Genomic DNA, 19662 nt, shown 5'->3' on the forward strand with positions numbered 1-19662 from the left:
CTCCGAACAAGTCTCCAAGTATGCTGAAATACAGCCTCACCACCTGCCCCGAGTGCGTCATGAGCCAGATGAGCTTTTCCGATTTCGAATACGCGGGCAAGCGCAAGCAAACACGCCGCGAACGGTTCCTCGCCGAGATGGATCAGGTCGTGCCCTGGAGCGGTTTACTGGCGTTGATCGAGCCGTATTATCCGAAGGCTGGTGGTGGCCGAAAACCGTATCCGCTGGAAACCATGCTGCGCATTCACTTGCTGCAAAACTGGTTCTCGCTGAGCGATCCTGCCATGGAAGAAGCGCTGTATGAAATCACGCCCATGCGCCAGTTTGCGCACTTGACCCTGAGCGCGCCGATCCCTGAAGACACCACGATCATGAACTTCCGACACCTGCTGGAGAATCATAAGTTGGCGCCGGCGATCCTGGCGGTCATCAACGGTTATTTGCAGGAGAAAGGCCTCTCGCTGCGCCAGGGCACCATCGTCGATGCGACGATTATCCACGCGCCCAGTTCGACTAAAAACGAGCACGGTAAACGCGATCCAGAGATGCATCAGACGAAGATGTATGGTCAGCCCACCTCCCGCAAGCCAGCGTGATGAACGGTAAAACATGCTTGCGCTAATGTATCCGGGCTCATTGTGAGCACGGTCATTAGTGCTCGGCCCTTGATGAGAAGTCGCTCCCAACAGTCCTTGATAAAAGGATCAGCTACGAAAAAAGCTATCTTCGTCTTCAGGTTTTCAGTCGGGATGTTTGCCGTTTATCGTCATCATCACTGTCGTCGCAAAAGCCGGTGGTAATTCGGTTAGATCAAGCCGTTTGTTCCACGTTGTAGCTACCGCCTCGGGCTAACACAGCCCAGACGATTCTTGCCATTTTGTTGGCTAGCGCACAGGCGACCTTGTTCGGCGGCTTGCGAGCCAAAAGCTTTCTTACCCAGGCTCCGAGCGCATCGTTTCGCTTGTCGATTCGGATCATCAGTGCGTGAGCGCCTTGCACCAGTAGGCTGCGCAGATACTTGTCGCCGCGTTTGCTGATGCCGAGCAAGCTCGTCTTGCCACCGGTTGAATACTGTCGAGGCACCAACCCGAGTGAGGCGGCAAAGTCGCGCGAGCTTTTGTAAGTCGAAGCGTCGCCGACATCGGCCAGCAGCGCGCTAGCGGTGAGAGGGCCGATGCCGGGGATGCTCAACAAGCGCATGCCGGCTGCGTCCTCGGACAGTTGCTGTTTGATCTCGACATCGATGGTTTTGATATCTCGAGTCAGGCGTTGAATATCGAGCAGCATTCGCTCAACCGCATTGCGCAGTCGAATCGGCAGTTCGTGGTTTTCCATTAACGCCGGTACCTGCTCCAGAGCCGCATATCCAACGGGGAAAATGATGCCGAACTCCAACAGAAAGCCGTGCACCTGGTTGATGATTCCCGTGCGATTATCCACCCAAGACTTGCGCAGCTTGTGCTCGGTCGACAGGATCTGCTGTTCAAGGGTCTTTACCGGAACCGAGTGGGTTCTGGGTCGCGACGCTGCTTCGCAGATGGCCTCTGCATCGATAAAGTCATTCTTGTTGCCGGTGACGTAGGCCTTTACATGCTGCGCCGCGATTAATTGCACTCGATGGCCTAAGCTTTCGATCTGCCTAGCCAGCCACTGCGAGCCGCCGCAGGACTCCATGGCAATTTTGCAGGTTGGCAACTGCGTCAGATACGGCAGCAATTGGCTACGATTGAGCTTCTTGCGCAAGAGCTGGTTTCCTCTGGCGTCCTGGCCATGCAAGTGGAAGGTATTCTTGCCGATATCAATACCCAGAAGCGTCACGGTATTCATGAGAGATCCTCCTTCGGTAAAGAGAGAAACCCAGTAAGTCTAGACTCACTGGGTTTCTCGAGCAGGGCTGACCATCTCATTAAAGGCAATCAATATTTCTTCGGAATGAAGGCCCATATTGGTGCCGACGTTGAGTCGGGGCTGGTTCACCACGTTCACGGCACCGCGGCGAATGTAGCCGATGTCACTCAGGTTGCCGAACTGCTGCACGGCGAGGAAAACGCGGTCTACGCTGATGCTGGTTACACCGGTGTCGAGAAGCGCGAAGAGCATGAAAACCGTGAAGTGGTTTGGCAAATCGCCGCGCGACGCAGCACCTATTCCAAGCTGAGCAAGCGCAGCGTGCTGTACAAAGCCAAGCGCAAAATCGAGTACCTCAAGGCCCAGACACGGGCCAAGGTCGAACACCCATTTCGGGTGATCAAACGTCAGTTCGGTTATGTGAAAGTGCGCTTTCGCGGCCTGATGAAAAACACCGCTCAATTGACCACGCTGTTTGCCTTGTCCAATTTATGGATGGCTCGAAAAAAGCTGATGGGTATGGGCTAATTACGCACGTAACACGGAGAAATGGGCTGACAAGCTCGCCAAGGCGGCGCGTACGGGATATTTCGCGATCAATAGCGCCAAATTCAGCGGGATTTTCAACTTACTGCGCGGTTGCGGCAAGTTGATCGGAGCTTCCCTAGTGTCGTGAGCGGTTAGTTTATTTTCTAACGTACCACGATATACTGTGCACCCCTCGCCCCGAGATGGTTCCAGGCATGCCTCGTCCAATTGCTCCCTTTGCACTACAGCCCGCCGACGTTCTTACGCTTCAAGGTTGGCTGCGCATGAGTACGCTGGAGCAGAGCCTTGCTCAGCGGGCGCGGATACTGCTTTTGCTCAATGAAGGGGTGACGCCCATTGCCATCTGTGGGCAATTACTGATCACGACACCGACCGTGTTCAAGTGGCGAAAGCGTTATCTGGCGTCGGGCATCGACGGCCTGAACGACCTGCCGCGTAGCGGTCAGCCTTTGAAGCTGGGTGCTGAGAAAGTCAAAGAAATCCTGACCCTGACAACGCACCGGGTTCCCAAGGAAGCAACGCACTGGAGCGTCCGGTTGATGGCCAAGTACGCTCGCGTTACCACCTGGCAAGTCCGGCAGATATGGGCTGCGTCGGATCTCAAGCCGCACCGACTGAAGACATTCAAGATCAGCAACGATCCGCACTTCGCTGAGAAGGTCATCGATGTGGTCGGGCTGTACCTGAGCCCTCCGGACAACGCCATGGTGCTGTCGGTTGACGAGAAAACTCAGATCCAAGCGCTGGATCGTACTCAGCCAATGCTGCAACTTCGGCCTGGGCAGATCGAGCGGCGAACCCATGATTACAAGCGCCATGGCACGGCGAGCTTGTACGCCGCGTTCGACATCATGACCGGTGAAGTAATGGGCCGGATTACCCAGCGGCACCGGGCCAAGGAGTTCCTGGATTTCCTCCGGCAGATTGATAAGAACACGCCTGCCGAGTTGGATCTCCATGTGATCCTGGATAACAGTTCGACCCACAAAACCCCAGCGATCAAGGCCTGGCTGGAAAAACATCCGCGCTTCAAGCTGCACTTCACGCCGACCAGTGCGTCCTGGCTAAACGCGGTGGAAGGCTGGTTTTCACAGCTGGAGAGACGCGCACTGTATCGAGGTGTCTTCACCAGTGTTACTGATCTGAAAGTCGCGATCCGCCAGTTCATTACTGCTCATAACGAGCATTCAGCCAAGCCGTTCAAGTGGACAAAGACCGCAGCGGCCATCATCAGCTCGGTACATATGGCAAAGCTGAGTGTGATGAAGAATAAGCTAATGAACTAACCGCTCGAGACACTAGCTAGCCGAGCATCAGCGTATATCAGGCACAAACATATCGTTTTGAATAGGTACGGCAAGCCAAAGCCTGGAAAAAACGACCTGATGAATGACACTGAAAGTATAGGACAGTTCTTACGAACATAATCTCCAAAGTCCACAATATCTATGCGCAACATACCGTACCCCGTTCGAAATCGAGCCGGGGATGATCGCTAATCGGAGACGATCTACGAGAAGGGAAAACACCATCTGATTTGTAGGTTTTTTCCCAAGATATGGATCCAAAAGCCGAATAACGATTCGGCTCCCTTTAGATGTCAAAGTTAATTCTTATTGCCATCCAAACTTGCGAATGTAGAACCCTTTTACCGCCTGGGTCAGCGCCATGTAGGCCAGCAAAATCATTGGTAAGAACACAAAGTACAACCCCGGCAACGCCTGCAACTTGAAGTAGCCTGCCAAAGGCCCCATTGGCAGGAAAATGCCAACGGCCATGATTATCCCCGTCATGACCATCAACGGCATTGCCGCGCGGCTTTGAAGGAACGGGATTTTCGGTGTACGTATCATGTGGACGATCAGGGTTTGGGTCAGCAAACCGACCACAAACCAGCCTGACTGAAACAGGGTCTGGTGTTCGGGTGTGTTGGCTTTGAAGACGTACCACATCAGCCCAAAAGTCAGGATGTCGAAGACCGAGCTGATCGGCCCAAAGAACAACATGAAACGCCCGACATCAGCAGGCTGCCAGCGCTGCGGTTTTTTCAGCATTTCCTCATCGACGTTATCGAACGGGATGGCAATTTGTGACACGTCGTAAAGCAGGTTCTGCACCAGCAAGTGCATTGGCAACATTGGCAGAAACGGAATAAACGCACTGGCGACCAACACCGAGAACACATTGCCGAAGTTCGAGCTGGCAGTCATTTTGATGTACTTGAGCATGTTGGCAAAGGTGCGGCGCCCTTCCAGCACACCCTCCTCCAGCACCATGAGGCTTTTTTCCAACAGAATGATGTCAGCTGCCTCCTTGGCGATGTCTACCGCACTGTCCACCGAAATCCCGATATCTGCCGTGCGCAACGCCGGGGCATCGTTGATCCCGTCGCCCATAAAGCCGACCACATGACCATTGGCCTTGAGCAAACGCACGATACGTTCCTTGTGCGTGGGGGTAAGCCGGGCAAATACGTTGGTGGTTTCCACTGCCTCCGCCAACTGGGCATCACTCATGCGCTCAATGTCGTTGCCCATCAGCAGGCCCTGTTGCTCCAGGCCGACCTCCCGACAGATTTTGGCCGTAACCAATTCGTTATCGCCGGTCAGCACTTTTACGGCAACGCCATGCTCGGCCAACGCCTTGAGCGCCGGGGCGGTGCTCTCCTTGGGAGGGTCCAGGAACGCCACATAGCCAATCAGCGTCAGTTCCTGTTCATCCGCCAGGCTGTAAGTGTCCCGCCCCCCGGTCATTGGCCGCGCAGCCACGGCCACAACCCGCAAGCCTTCCTCGTTGAATTCGGCGGTCACCTGGCGAATACGCGCCAGCAACGGGTCACTCAGGGCTTCTTCCTGATCGCCATGGCGCACGGTGTTACACACGGACAGCACTTCTTCGACAGCCCCCTTGCAGATCAGCAGATGAGGCTGATCCTGCTCGGCCACCACCACCGACATGCGTCGGCGGGTAAAGTCGAACGGGATTTCATCCACCTTGCTGAAAGCCGTGCCCACGTTCAGCTCACGGTGAACCTCAACATGCTCCAGCACCGCCACGTCCAGCAGGTTCTTCAAGCCGGTCTGGTAGTAGCTATTGAGATAGGCCATTTCCAGCACATCGTCAGACTCTTGCCCCCACACATCAACGTGTCGGGCCAGAAAAATCTTGTCCTGGGTCAGGGTGCCGGTCTTGTCGGTGCACAGCACATCCATCGCGCCAAAGTTCTGAATCGCATCCAGGCGTTTGACGATGACTTTTTTACGGGACAAAAACACCGCACCCTTGGCCAGGGTCGAGGTCACAATCATCGGCAACATTTCCGGGGTCAGCCCCACGGCCACCGACAACGCGAACAGCAAGGCTTCGGTCCAGTCCCCCTTGGTAAAACCATTGATAAAGAGCACCAGCGGCGCCATCACAAACATGAAGCGGATGAGTAGCCAACTGATGTTGTTGACCCCGGTCTGAAACGAAGTCGGGCCACGATCGGTCGCACCCACCCGTTGGGCCAGCGCGCCAAAATAGGTGTTATTACCCGTGGTCAGTACCACCGCCGTCGCCGCACCGGAGACCACGTTGGTGCCCATGAACAAGATATTTTCCAGCTCCAGCGGGTTGCTGGTCTGGTTGTCAAACTGACGCGAAAACTTCTCCACCGGCATGGACTCACCGGTCATCGCCGCCTGGCTGACAAACAAGTCCTTGGCACTTAGCACCCGGCAATCGGCCGGAATCATGTCGCCTGCCGACAACACAATCAGATCACCCGGCACCAGTTGCTTGATCGGCAATTCGATACGCTGCGCGTCCCTGATTTGCCGAGCGGCTCCCGAAAACCGGCCAAACATCGGCGAAGTGTCAGCACCAAAGTCTCGGCGCATCACCGTGGCGGTGTTGCTCACCATTTCCTTGAGCGCGTCAGCCGCCTTGTTGGACTTTGCCTCCTGCCAAAAACGCAGCACGGTCGACAGCACCACCATGGTGCTGATCACCACGGCCGCCTGTACGTCATCGGTGGCCAGCGACACACCTGCGAGCAAGGTCAGCAGCAGGTTGAACGGGTTTTTGTAGCAGTGCCACAAATGCACCCAGCGACTGAGCGGCTGTTCGTGCTCAACCTCATTGAGCCCGTGTTGCTGACGCAACGCATCGACCTCGGCATCACTCAACCCGTCGGTGTGGGTGCCCAGGTTGTCGATCAATAACGCGCTGTCGCTGTTGGCAGCGACCACCAGGGTTTGCGCCAGAGTCGGTGGTACTTCCCGACTGACCGTGGTGTTGGTCAGGCTGTCGAGCAAGGCCAGGCGCCGAAAGTGCCGGCCGAAATGGCGAGTACGCAAAAAGCCTGCGAAGAATTCTTTCAGGGCGAGTTTCATGGTGCTACTCCTGCGACGCGAGCGCACATGCCACTGAGGGACTTCGCTCATGATCAAAACGCCGGTAGCTGATGCCCGGCGTTTTAAAGAGTAAGCCGTAAGAAGGATGACGTTTTATCTATCAGAATATTCTTCAGGATCGGTTCAGCCCGGGATGGGCCCGGACTAAATGTCCCCTGGGGCCAGTAGCCTGAAAATCATCACCTGGCCATCCCGCGTCACCCCGGCCAACAGTTTGAACAACCGGTGGCGCTCATGGGCTTCGCGCAAGGCTTTGACCACAGAGTTGTCAGGTAACTCCCATATCTGATTGGCAATCACAGAATCGATCCAGGCATCAGAAAAGTGCAAACCACGTCGCGACTCATTCAGCACCACTGGCTTCAACCCGACGCCCGTCCTGCGAGGTGGCAGGAACTTTGTCGTCATCACATACAAGTCTCCATTAGGGCTTTTGAATATCTGGCTGAACAAACCTCGTCTAAACAGTGCTTCGTTCCCGCGGCCTAATGACACATAGCCTTTACGCCTCAGCACACTGCGCAAAAATTGATTCATTGGCATTTGCGTCGACAACATTATGTTTGTTCGACTGTTCAGTAAGGTGCTCAGGTCGGCCAATAGCGCAGACTCTTCGGTGGACAGGGGCAAGATGCTCAGGAAATCACCCAAAACCATAGCCTCATGGATATAGAGGGTATTGCGCGTAGACAAGGACAAGGGCGCCAGGCCCTGTAGCTCATCGTAAACCGGTAAACCCTCTGGCACGGGCAAACCATTGATTTGCGCCTCGAAGATCCGGATCAGCGTTTCAATCGGCAAGCCGTGGCGATAGGTATGCTGCCTGGCCAATCGCTCCAGCTCCGGCACACTGCGGGCCAGGAGCAGCTCAGGCACCGTGGATTTGATCAGTTGATGCCCATAGCGCGAAACATATCGGGCGACTTGCTGATCAGTCGCCGGTAACGGCATTAACTGGCGTGCCAGTGCGTCAAGCCGGGCGGAGAGATCCAGCTGCGCCACCGGGGACTGCAGCAATTGCCATTCGCCCATCCGCCGAAAGATCCCTTGGGGCTCCACCACCAGCATATGCCCCACCCTTCCACCGGGCTTGTTGATGGTGAGTCGATTGAGGTTCTCATTGAAGTGCGCCTCGTAAAAATGCCCATCAATCGAGATGTAATCCATTTCAACAGGTACTTCGAGGTGGTAGACACCTTCTGGAGAGAGACGCCCGCAGACCTGCAGTTGCCCGGCATCAAGGGGATTGGGTTGATACAACGGGTAAAAACCATCCGCATCTGTGCCTTGGGCAACAAACAGATCATGGTCACCTATTACAACCCGATCCATCGACAGCTCGCTGCTGGCTATGGTCTGGGTGACACGGGGCGTCACAACATAGTCTTCCAGCCCCGGGGTGACCGGTCGGCTTGTCGCTGGACGATGGGAGGGGCCGGCCATGGGCTCTGCACTGACGGCACGGAATTTGTTGGCCCACTCGGGCCTGATACCGTCTCGCTGCACGCTCATGGCAAACAAATGCTCCAGCCCTGAGTTGGCCGGAAAGTCGTAATCGGCCAATAATCCCTGGGCCACCTCCAGCGACATGCCGCAATTCATCAAGATGGTTTCTGCCTCTTTCACCCCACCCGGCAACCCATAGCCTGAAGCAAAGTGCCATTCACCCGACTCGGCCAGCCGGACAGGCGGCCCCAGGCGCTGAGTCTGCGGATTTTGCAAATGCAGGGTTTGGGCATTTTTTGGGCGTGTCACGCGGTAGCTTTTGCCCTTTTGAACAATAAATTGCACGCCATCCTTGCGATAACTGCCCAGATCGTATTGTCCGGTCAGTGCACAGGCGTCCTGCGGGGCCAGAGAGATTTCATAGCCGCCGAAGTCAGGCATCACAAAGGGTTGGGGCTCGGGCGCAATGGCCCGTGCCGCCCAGCCCTCACGCGCCAGGGTTTGTCGCGCCTTGAAGGTCTGCAATAACAATCGGGGCGGTACAGGATCATGGGTGACAACGCTTTGCCACTTGCTCGGTTGCGGGCTTTCCAGGCCCAGCATCGCGAAAGTGAGGATCATATCAACCAGGCACATTCCTATTTGCAGCACCTGCTGTGCTGCTTCATAAGCGGAATTGGCATTGCGCAATGCCTTGAATCCCTGGTCGATGAAATAAATATCGGATAACAGGTTCAATCCCGGAATAAACCCGATCAACGCAAAAAAGTTCGCGAACCATTGCTGACGATTGCGCTCCTCGCGCAAGAGATCGCGCTTGGCAGTGGACCGGGACGTCAATCGCAGCACCTTGATCATGCGTTCAGGACGATCAGTACTCAGGCTCCAGCCCATATCAACCTCGCCCTTGAACTCGGCAGCGATCCAGTCCTGCGGTGCCTGGTTCGCGGCTTCGGCCAGGCGGCCTTGAATCTGCGCCGCGTCCTCACCGGGTTCCGTGCGTTGCGCAAGGTAAGCCAACAACTCCGGGCTTTTGCCCATGCTTGCCAATGCCGCGTTGGCCAACTCCAGGCTGGGATACATGACCAGGCTATTGCCGTGAGCGGTGCCGGGCATATAGATCAGTGTCATATCCGACAGGGTGTCGCGAATGACGCGCACCCCCTCCACCGAGCTCATGGCATAGCGTTCGACATCGCTGCTGTAAGTGACATGGCCAACGCTGATGTCCATCCCCGCGACTTTAAGATCCGCTGACGTTCGCGCCCTGATGGTGTGAGCGAACAGCGCCTGGGCGGTTGCATCCATGCCCTGAAGTCGGGCCTGCCATAGCACCATCTCCAGTGTCTGCCGGTACGGCCGGGCCATGAGCTGAATCTGCACGTCGCTGCCCGGCGCTTGCAAGAAATGGTTTTGTTCAATCACCGCCCGGCCATAAAACGCCAGATTGATCTGCTGCTCGTAGGCACCTCCGATATCCAGAGCAGGCATGATCCGGCTCAGGTACTCAACGGTCAGGCGCGAGCTCCACTCGGGTTTCAACACCTGCAAATACTTGAGGCGCAGTGCTATCTGCGGGTCGTCCGGGTCGAAGTTCTCCAGGGCCAGCTGCACCAGGTTGTAGGTGCGCATCCCCAGAGGCCGTTGCGCCAGCTCGACGCTCGGCACGACGTTGGTGGGGGTAGGCAAATTGGGAGTGCCCAGGGTCTTGATGACCTCCACCTGATCCGGGATGCTGAACATATCCTCAAGCGGGTCCAGATCCTCCTCAAAACCATCGTGCTTGAACTGTTCACGCAATTTTTGCGTGGCGAACTCCGTGACAGAAGGCAAGCGCCTGGACAAATACTCTTCAACCGCCAGCTGATTTTCGTTGATCTGCCTGGACCGCCGCGCATAGTCAGCCTGGACCTCATTGGGCGCTGCCAGTAACCAGGGCCCAAGCCGCTGCTGGAGTGCCATGGCCTGGCGCTGCATCACCACATGAGCAAGTGCCACCTCACGGGCCGCATGCCCGGGCACTTGCAATTGCATCGCACTGGTCTGAGCCAGCAGGCGCAGCGCGGTCTGCCGATCTGCGCCGATAATCACCAGCAAGAACTTGTTGATGGCCTGCAGGGTTTTCTTGTGGGCCTTGATTTGCGCTTTGACGCTGTACTCGACAATTCCGAGGGTAATTTCGCTCAATTGCAGTTCAACCTGCGAGCGCAAAGGCACCGCGCCGACCCAGGCCCGCGCTGGCGCCTGCTCCTCCAGCGCCACTGTCAGCCACAGCGAACAGTCAGCACGGCGGGACAGGGTTTTACCCACGTGCTCGCGCAACTGCGCCAATGAATCGAATCTGAGCAAACCACCGTCCTGACCGGGTACAAACAGCAAGGTCGACGCTTGAAGCGATGGCGTGAGCAACCCTTGGCGCGAAGTGATCACAAAGCAGCCGACCAAGGGGTAGGACAGTTGTTCAGTACCCAGTGCAATGGCCACCAGACGCAACTCGGTGGCGGTGTCATGGCCTGCGAGATTGAGTTTCAGCGCCTGGGTCAGCAAGGCAAAATCCGCAGCGGTCAGTTGCTTTTGCAACACTTGCAACTGGCCTTCAAGCAGCAGTGCCAGATTGCGACTGGCGATCAACCGGCTCTGGGGCGAACCCTGCCCGCCATCAAGCGTCAACACGTCGGCATTTTCAAGATTTGCCTCGCTGGCCAATTCCTTCAAACAGGCCAACGACCATTCGCGCTCGTTGTTCAAGGCTTGTTGGTGGGTCAGAAATTCATTGAACTGCGGAGTGTCTTGACCCACCTGACCCGGTTTCAACATCTGCAAAATGCTGTGTTCGTGCAGTTCGATTTTTTCCTTGCGAATACGCAATGCCAACTCAGGTGCCAGGCTGCCAAAAGAAATATCCTGCTCATGCCAGCGTGCGTCACGGCGGATAAATTCAGTCACCACGGCGCTCAACTCTGACGACAAACCTTTGCCTGCCACCTCCAGGCGCCATTGCTCGGTGGTTTGCGCATAACTCAAGGCCACACCACTGGCATCAATCGGCTCCAGGGTCGCTTCGCCGGTTACCATCGCCGGACTGACCATAACGGCACAAAGCAACTCATTGGCGTGCTGTGTGTACACACTGGCCGTGGCGCTGTGCTCAAAAATATTGTCCGCTACCGCGCGGTAATCGAGGTCGGCCAATGGCCGTCTGTTACCCGACTCATACAGCACCGAACGGCTGTGATAGGGCAACAGTTGCCATAACAACCAGCCTGGCCCCGCATCGCTGTCGATCCAGCGCACCATCTGTGCCAGTAACTCCGTACGCGAAGAGAACTCAAACAGTTCGGTATCCATACCCGGCACAAACAATAGCTCGCGGGCGTTTTGCCCGGCGTCACGCCCGTGGATCACAAACGCCCCTTTGAACACCACCCCGTTACCATTTCCATGACCATTGGCCCAGGCGATTTCACTGACCTGCAGATCGCCAGATTCCCCCCCTGCCTCCAGGCGTTGCTGATCAGTCGGGGCATCCACCACCTGCAACCACATGCCAAGGCCATCATTGCTCAATTGCCCCGCAGCATGAGCCAGCAGCGCCCGGGTTTTAATCAGCTGGCGGCGCAACACACCCACATACTCGCAACAACTAACGCTTTGACCTTGGGCAATGCCCTGCCAGTAATCGCGCACAGCCTTGTTGTAGCGGCCTTTCAAATTCAGTGAATTCAGCTGGTTCAATACCTGCTCGGGGATGAGCATAACTGGCTGGCCCGTAGTGCCTTCATCAGCGACCAGACTGACTCGCTGATTGAGATCAGCCTCGGCAAAATCGTCGCGCAGGCTCTCGACCGCAACTTGAGTCAAGGTCAACGTGACCGGCGCATCAGGCCGCAGCGCGCTGGTCCATGACAGGTTATCGGGGTCGACCCCCAGAGCCTGGAGCACCTGGCCATGCACCACCTGATACAGAGTCGGCGCCGCACTGAACAAAGCCTGTACCTCGCCCAACGCATGCTGGTTCACGGTCACTGCAGCCTGTAATCGATTAAGCAGTTCGCTGGGGTACGCAGCCTCCTCAATCGCGCGGCTCAATTCGATCACGAACCGCTCGCGGCGAGTCAAGGTACTGGGCAAGTCTGGGCGGGGAGGTGCGGCAGAAGGCGTTTGGGAGTCAGTCATGGCGCTCACTTTCTAAGGAAAAGAGCACCCAGTAAAACAGCGGGGATTGGCGCAGGAGCGTTACTTATCTAAGCCCAAAAACGGACGATTCAGGCGTTGTCCCACTGCCGGATTCGAACCCGGCAATGCTTCATGGCGTTGACGATGTGCTTCTCCACCACGCTGCGCGATACGCCGAGGCGCTCGGCAATTTCGGGGTGTGACAAGCCTTCGATCTTGCGCAGCAAAAAACACTCGCGACACGCTGCAGGCAGCTCGGCGAGCGCCTTCTGGATCATGTCCAGCCGCTGACCCTGATCCAGCAGTACCTGGGGTGAGGGGCTGAAAAAACGTTCCTCACCATCGAGCACTTCCAGCGGCTCGGACTGGCGCAAGGTGCTGCGTCGATGGCCATCAATCACCAGGTTGAGTGCCGTGCGGTACAGAAAGGCACGGGGCTGCTCTATCGGCTCGCCCCGTGTACGTTCCAGCACCCGCACATAAGCGTCATGCACCACATCTTCGGCCGCCTGGGCATTACCCAGCCTGGCACTCAAAAAACCCACCAGTTCTCGATAGTAGTTTTCCAACAGGACTCCAGGCCGCGACGGCAGCGGCAACACTCCATGAGCGCAGAAACAGATCTAATGGGATAGCGGCGTGATGATGGCATTTTTGCGGATGTAATTTATAGTAATTCTCATATAGATTTAAACCCCGCACGCTTAAACATTGTCGAAACATCCAGTAACAGACGCATCATCCAATACCTAAATCCCCCGCCAAATCATTCGTTTACTCAACAGCTCCCCGTATCTGTTGCCAGGGCGACAGCGTTTGCCTAGCCCCTTCAGGCATGACGACGGGCCGATTTTCACTGGCTGGATCCCCCCATGAAACGCCCTCGACAGACCCGCCGTGCGCTGCTTGTCACCCTGTGTTTATTACTGGTCGCAGCCGTTTTAGTCTGGCTATTACTGAGCCCGGGACGGGACGCGTATGACACCGTGCCCGTCACCCGGGGCGATATCGAAAGCAGCGTGACCGCACTGGGCACTCTGCAGCCCCGGCAATACGTCGATGTGGGCGCGCAGGCATCAGGGCAAATTCAAAACATTCACGTGGACGTCGGCACTGAAGTCAAAGAAGGCCAGCTGCTGGTCGAAATCGACCCCTCCACCCAGACCGCCAAGCTCGATGCCAGCCGCTTTGCCATTGAAAACCTCAAGGCCCAGTTGCAGGAGCAACGTGCCCTGCATGACCTGGCAAAACAGAAGTTCCAGCGCCAGCAACATCTGGCCAAAGGCGGCGCCACCCGGGAAGAGGACGTTCAGGCCGCACGGGCTGAAGTACGAACCACCCAGGCCCGGATCAACATGTTCGAGGCCCAGATCAATCAGGCCAGGGCCAGTTTGCGCAGTGATGAGGCCGAGCTGGGTTACACCCGCATCTATGCGCCCATGTCCGGCACCGTGGTAGCACTGGATGCCCGCGAGGGTCAGACCCTCAATGCCCAACAGCAAACGCCGCTGATTCTGCGCATTGCCAAACTCTCGCCCATGACGGTGTGGGCCGAAGTGTCGGAAGCTGATATCGGCCATGTCAAACCCGGCATGCACGCCTGGTTCACGACTTTGAGTGGCGGCAACAGGCGCTGGAACAGCACGGTGCGCCAAGTCCTGCCCGTACCGCCCAAACCCCTCAACGAGACCAGTCAGGGCGGCGGCAGCCCCGCCAGCAAAAGCGGCAGCGCCCGGGTTGTGCTGTACACCGTGCTGCTGGATGTCGACAACACCGATCAGGCACTGATGCCCGAGATGACCACCCAGGTATTCTTCGTCGCCGACCAGGCCCGGGACGTACTGCTGGCCCCGATCATCGCGCTGCAGGGCACCACGCAGGACAACCGCCAGACCGCCTACGTCGTGACTGAAAACGGCAAGGTCGAGCCCCGCGAGATCCGCACCGGCATCAGCGACCGTCTACGCCTCGAGATCATCGACGGCTTGAATGAAGGCGATCACCTGCTGATCGGCCCCGCTACCGGCAGCGGAGGTTAAATGCCCACTCCCTTGATCGACCTGCAGGCTATTCGCAAGGTCTACGGCGGCATCGATACTCCAGAAGTTCACGTGCTCAAGGGCATCAGCCTGTCGATTCATGCCGGGGAATTTGTCGCCATCGTCGGCGCTTCGGGCTCGGGCAAGTCAACCCTGATGAACATCCTTGGCTGCCTCGACCGCCCAACGTCAGGCCGCTATCTGTTTGCTGGCGAAGACGTCGCCCACCTCGACAGTGACGAACTGGCCTGGCTGCGCCGCGAAGCCTTTGGTTTCGTGTTCCAGGGCTACCACTTGATTCCCTCGGCCTCGGCCCAGGAGAACGTCGAAATGCCGGCCATCTATGCTGGCACCCCGGCCGCTGAACGCCATGCACGCGCCGCCGCCCTGCTCAATCGCCTGGGGCTGGCCGAGCGCACTGCCAATCGCCCGCACCAATTGTCCGGAGGCCAGCAACAGCGGGTGTCCATCGCGCGTGCCTTGATGAACGGCGGGCATATCATTCTCGCCGACGAACCCACCGGCGCCCTCGACAGCCACAGCGGTGCCGAGGTCATGACCTTGCTCGACGAACTGGCGAGCCAGGGGCACGTCGTCATCCTGATCACCCATGATCGTGAAGTGGCAGCACGGGCCAACCGGATCATCGAGGTGCGCGATGGTGAAGTGATCAGCGACAGTGCCAACGGCAAGCAACCCCCCACGACCGACAACCCCGACGCCTTGCAGGCCATCGACCTGCGCAAGCGCCTGAGCGAAGGCAGCGAAGCGCGGGGCGCCTGGAAAGGCGAGCTGGTCGATGCGGTTCATGCCGCCTGGCGGGTGATGTGGATCAACCGTTTCCGCACCGCACTGACGCTGCTCGGCATCGTCATCGGGGTGGCTTCTGTCGTGGTCATGCTGGCGGTGGGTGAAGGCAGCAAGCGCCAGGTGATGGCCGAAATGGGCGCCTTTGGCTCAAACATTATTTACCTCAGCGGCATGCCACCCAGACCAAGGGCACCGCTGGGCATCATCACCCTCAATGACGTGGCGGCCCTGTCGACCTTGCCCCAGGTCAAGATGATCATGCCGGTCAATGGCGCCGAAATCGGCGTGCGTTTCGGCAATGTCGACCACACGATGTACACCGGCGGCAACGGCATCGACTTCTCGGCCATCTTCAATTGGCCGGTGGTGCAAGGCAGCTTCTTCACCCAGGCCGACGAAAACGCCGCGGCCGCCGTGGCGGTGATTGGCAAGAAGGTGCGCGATAAAGTCCTCAAGGATGTGCCCAACCCGATCGGCCAGTACATCCTGCTGGAAAACGTGCCGTTTCGCGTGGTCGGCGTCCTGGCCGAAAAAGGCGCCAGCTCCGGTGACTCGGACAGCGACACGCGCATCGTGGTGCCCTACTCCGCTGCCAGCGTGCGCCTGTTCGGCAGCCACAATCCGGAATACGTGGTCATCGCGGCTGCGGATGCCAGCAGGGTCCAGCAAACCGAAAAGGCCATTGAGCAACTGATGCTCAAGCTGCACCACGGTACACGCGACTTCGAAATCACCAACAACGCGGCGATGATCCAGGCCGAAGCCAAAACCCGTAACACCCTGTCGCTGATGCTCGGTTCGATTGCCGCCATCTCGCTGCTGGTAGGTGGCATCGGGGTGATGAACATCATGCTGATGACCGTGCGCGAGCGCACCCGCGAAATCGGCATCCGCATGGCCACCGGCGCCCGTCAGCGGGACATTCTGCGCCAGTTTTTGACCGAGGCCCTGATGCTGTCGGTGGTTGGCGGCGTCGCCGGCATCACCCTGGCCTTTATGGTCGGCGGGGTGCTGTTGCTGTGCGATGTTGCCGTTGCGTTCTCCCTGGCCGCAGTCCTCGGCGCCTTTGGTTGCGCGCTGGTAACCGGCGTCATTTTCGGCTTTATGCCGGCCCGCAAAGCTGCCCGGCTCGACCCGGTCACGGCCCTAACCAGTGAATGATCTATTGATGAAGCCGTCCTTGAGCCTGTTGACCCTGTGCCTGCTACTGAGCGCATGCAGCCATTCCACGCCTGACGACCACAACGACATCATTGCGCCAGCAACCTGGCAATCGGCACAGGTCCAGACTCGCCATCAGGTCAATCAGCAATGGTGGCAACAGTTTGGCAGCTCCGACCTGGATCATCTGATCAACCAGGCGCGGCTTGCCAGCTACGACTTGGCCGCGGCAATGGCGCGGGTACAGCAAGCCCGGGCCTCTGCCGTGATTGCCGGTGCACCGTTGCTGCCCGAGGTAAAAGTGGGCAGCACCGCCAATCGTGAAAAACTACTGCGCGGCAGCGGCTACAGCCAGCTGGATACCGGTGACGACAACAAGGCGGTGGACTATTTCGATGCCCGCCTGAGCGCCAGTTACGAGGTCGATTTCTGGGGTGGCAAGGCAGCGGCCCACGACAGCGCGCTGCAGGCACTCAAGGCCAGTGAATTTGATCGGGACACCGTTGAGCTGACGCTGCTCAGCGGCGTCGCCAACAGTTACGTCCAGACCCTGGCACTTGATGAACAACTGCGCATTGCCCGACTCAATCTGGCCAATGCGCAAAGCGTGCTGCAGGTCGTACAGACCCGTCATGACGCAGGTTCAGCAACAGCCCTGGAACTGGCCCAGCAACAAAGCCTGGTTGCCAGTCAGCAACGCCAGGTCCCGCGGGTGGAGCAACAGGCCCGAGAGGCCCGGATCACCCTTGCCGTCCTGCTCGGCCAGCCCGTTCAGAACCTGAGAGTGGGCGATACGCCTTTCGCAAGTCTGCATTGGCCTGCCATTGGCGCCGGGCTGCCCAGTGAGTTACTGAATCGACGCCCTGATATCGCAAGCGCCGAAGCCAGGCTTGTCGCCGCCCGGGCCGATATCACTGTCGCCCGCGCCGCCATGTTGCCCAGTCTGACCCTGAGCGCCAGCCTGGGCTCGGGGGCAGATCGATTCAGCGATATCCTGCGCAGCCCGTTCTACACCCTCACCGCCGGGCTGGCGGCGCCGATTTTCAACAATGGCCGTCTCGGCGCCGAACGCGACAAAGCCACCGCCCGCCAGCAAGAACTGCTGCAAACCTATCGGGCAAGCATCATCAGCGCTTTTGCCGACGTCGAAAAAGCCCTCAACAGCGCCAGCGGCCTGGACCAGCAACGTCAATGGCAGGATGAAGAGCTCAAGCAGGCGCAACTGGCCTTCGATATCGCGCAAAACCGCTACAGGGCCGGTGCCGAGATGCTGCTGACGGTGCTGGAAACCCAGCGCACGCTTTATCAGGCCCAGGACCAGCACGTACAGCTGCGCCTGGCGAGGCTGCAAGCCAGTATTGCGTTGTACAAGGCAATGGGGGGCGGCTGGGGCGCTACTGCACTGGACCACGGGCACCCATAAACAACTGCACCCGTAGCAGAGGGTGTTTAGAGACCAAACCGCTGCAATTGCATTTCCTGCAGCCGGCTCAAGGTCCGGCGAAAGGCGAACTCCAGATAACCCTGGGTGTAGAGCTGATCCATCGGCACTTGAGCTTCGATGCACACAGGTACTTTTCGGTCGTAGCACTCGTCGATCAGCGCAATGAAACGTCGCACGCTGTCATCGTATTTGGACAACTGCGGCAGTTCACGATCACCGGCCTCGACTTTCACCGCGCCGTCTTCCGTACCTCGGGCAATTTTGCCCTCGCGCTGTTCGGCACTCAGGCAGGGCACGCCGCTGAGCAACATCATCTTGTAACGGTCACAGATTTCCATGAACTCCGTAGCGGCCAGCGGCTGTTCGCACAGTTCGTGAAAGTTGCACCACAACACTGCATCGCTGGCCTGCACCACATTCAACGAACGATGGCCCACGGCAATGGGCTGGTCTGACACCGCCTGCCCTTGGGTCAACTCCTTGAACACCGGTTCAATCGCACTCGGCTGCCCCGTATCAGTCACCCAATAACGTTGATGAGCAATGCCGGGGTGCAGGCGATGGTCCTCAATCCCGTTCACCGAAACGACGTCCATATGCTTGAGAATGGCAGTGATCCCGGGTGCAAAGCGATCCCGGTTGAAACCATGACCGTAGAGGTCTTCAGGTGGCTGGTTAGAGGTGCAGACCAGCACCACGCCTTCGTCGAACATGACCTGAAACAAGCGCCCAAGGATGATCGCATCGGCAATGTCATTGACGAACAGTTCGTCAAAACACAGCACTTTCACTTCCGCACCCAGGCCTTTGGCCAAGGCTTTGAGCGGGTCTGCGGTCCCGGTCAGCTGGAACAGCCGCTGATGCACCCATTGCATGAAATGATGGAAATGCTGGCGCCGGGCCGGCACCTGCAGGCTTTGGTAGAAGCGATCCATCAACCAGGTTTTACCCCGCCCCACCGGCCCCCACAGATACACGCCATTAACCGGCTGCGCCCCTGAGTGCAGGGTCTCATGGCAGCGTTGCAGCGCTTGGACTGCAACCCACTGGGCAGGGTCATGGACAAACCCCTGCCGCTCGATGGCCTGTTGATATGCACTGAGGGGCGACTCGATATTCATACGGATGACTGACTCCTGAATCAGAGGTGCCAGTATGCCAGCAAGGAGACGCACGGAGCACTTGAAAAAAGCCACACCACCACCACATTGTTACCCGAGCGGTAACAGAGCGTTTTGCCATCCACTCTTTTTCCTTGGGTGGATCAGCGTAACATTGCTTACATGCTTCAAACATTGATTGACACCGATACACGGTACTTCGTACGCACATGAAAACTTTGACAGGTGCCGTAACTTCTTCCCGCCTCACCGGCAAATGAAGTCAGTCAGTTTTAACGCTTGATTACTTTAGAGGCCTTACTATGAAAACTTTAATTGCACTTTTTCTTGCTGGCTTTGCAACGCTGGCCGTTGCAGGTGAAACTTCCGCCGTCCAGCCTTCAACTGTCGAATCGTACAGCTACGGCACAAAACTGGATATTGCACGGGTCATCAGCCTGTCGACCATTCCCGATGTGTGTGAAGTCGTACCGGCAACCATGATCTATGAAGACTCCCAGGGCCAGCGTCACACCCTTGAATACAAGGCTATGGGCGACGGTTGCAGTTCGCACTGATCTTCAGTGGCTGCACCCACGGATGCGACCCCAGCCCCCTCTTCAGAGGGGGCTTTTTATTGGGCGTCGAAAAAACAATGACGATTGTTACTGATCTGGAAAGACTGCTTGGCG

The 19662-nt window shown here is 57.6% G+C and carries 10 protein-coding genes and 2 pseudogenes; 7 read left to right on the top strand and 5 right to left on the bottom strand.

Annotated features, from left to right (window positions below; genetic code table 11):
• Positions 1–59: 59 nt before the first annotated feature.
• Positions 60–572: pseudogene (locus V6P94_RS20405) on the top strand (IS5 family transposase); the annotation flags it as partial.
• Between the two features lie 238 nt (positions 573–810).
• Here V6P94_RS20405 and V6P94_RS20410 read toward each other — a convergent pair.
• The gene (locus V6P94_RS20410; protein ID WP_169863150.1) at positions 811–1827 is read right to left on the bottom strand and encodes an IS110 family transposase; all 1017 of its coding nucleotides are present in this window, start codon (positions 1825–1827) and stop codon (positions 811–813) included.
• Here V6P94_RS20410 and V6P94_RS20415 point away from each other — a divergent pair.
• Both V6P94_RS20415 and V6P94_RS20420 read left to right on the top strand, forming a co-directional pair.
• A pseudogene (locus V6P94_RS20415) lies at positions 1732–2376 on the top strand (IS5 family transposase); the annotation flags it as partial. The gene V6P94_RS20410 and the pseudogene V6P94_RS20415 sit on opposite strands and share 96 nt — an antisense overlap.
• Before the next feature lie 215 nt (positions 2377–2591).
• Positions 2592–3683: an IS630 family transposase gene (locus V6P94_RS20420; RefSeq protein ID WP_044272157.1), complete on the top strand. Its 1092-nt coding sequence runs from the start codon at positions 2592–2594 to the stop codon at positions 3681–3683.
• A gap of 327 nt (positions 3684–4010) precedes the next feature.
• Here V6P94_RS20420 and mgtA read toward each other — a convergent pair whose 3' ends face one another.
• The 3 genes from mgtA to V6P94_RS20435 form a co-directional block, all read right to left on the bottom strand.
• A complete protein-coding gene (gene mgtA, locus V6P94_RS20425; protein WP_338648538.1) occupies positions 4011–6773 on the bottom strand; it encodes a magnesium-translocating P-type ATPase in 2763 nt (920 codons plus the stop codon).
• A gap of 165 nt (positions 6774–6938) precedes the next feature.
• Positions 6939–12416, bottom strand: a complete 5478-nt coding sequence (locus tag V6P94_RS20430) for a dermonecrotic toxin domain-containing protein (RefSeq protein ID WP_338648540.1) — start codon at positions 12414–12416, stop codon at positions 6939–6941.
• Positions 12417–12505: 89 nt separating this feature from the next.
• Positions 12506–12985, bottom strand: a complete 480-nt coding sequence (locus V6P94_RS20435) for a sigma-70 family RNA polymerase sigma factor (RefSeq protein ID WP_219262102.1) — start codon at positions 12983–12985, stop codon at positions 12506–12508.
• A gap of 303 nt (positions 12986–13288) precedes the next feature.
• On the opposite strand from V6P94_RS20435, the gene V6P94_RS20440 reads away from it, so the two are divergent.
• The 3 genes from V6P94_RS20440 to V6P94_RS20450 are packed head-to-tail and all read left to right on the top strand — an operon-like array spanning position 13289 to position 17849.
• Positions 13289–14455 (top strand): efflux RND transporter periplasmic adaptor subunit, encoded by a 1167-nt coding sequence (locus tag V6P94_RS20440; RefSeq protein ID WP_219262101.1) that lies wholly within the window; start codon positions 13289–13291, stop codon positions 14453–14455.
• Positions 14456–16426 carry a MacB family efflux pump subunit gene (locus V6P94_RS20445; protein ID WP_219262100.1) on the top strand — a complete coding sequence of 657 codons (1971 nt, stop codon included), beginning with the start codon at positions 14456–14458 and terminating at the stop codon, positions 16424–16426.
• A gap of 7 nt (positions 16427–16433) precedes the next feature.
• Positions 16434–17849, top strand: coding sequence for an efflux transporter outer membrane subunit (locus tag V6P94_RS20450; RefSeq protein WP_338648545.1), 1416 nt, complete (start codon positions 16434–16436; stop codon positions 17847–17849).
• Between the two features lie 26 nt (positions 17850–17875).
• Here the strand turns inward: V6P94_RS20450 and zapE are convergent, their stop codons facing one another.
• Positions 17876–18991, bottom strand: coding sequence for a cell division protein ZapE (gene zapE / locus V6P94_RS20455; RefSeq protein WP_338648547.1), 1116 nt, complete (start codon positions 18989–18991; stop codon positions 17876–17878).
• A gap of 302 nt (positions 18992–19293) precedes the next feature.
• Between zapE and V6P94_RS20460 the strand changes: the two genes are divergently transcribed.
• Positions 19294–19548 (top strand): DUF2790 domain-containing protein, encoded by a 255-nt coding sequence (locus tag V6P94_RS20460; RefSeq protein WP_338648549.1) that lies wholly within the window; start codon positions 19294–19296, stop codon positions 19546–19548.
• The last annotated feature ends 114 nt before the right edge of the window (positions 19549–19662 follow it).

It is taken from the genome of Pseudomonas sp. ML2-2023-3 (assembly GCF_037055275.1).
In the GTDB taxonomy this organism is placed as follows: Bacteria; Pseudomonadota; Gammaproteobacteria; order Pseudomonadales; family Pseudomonadaceae; genus Aquipseudomonas.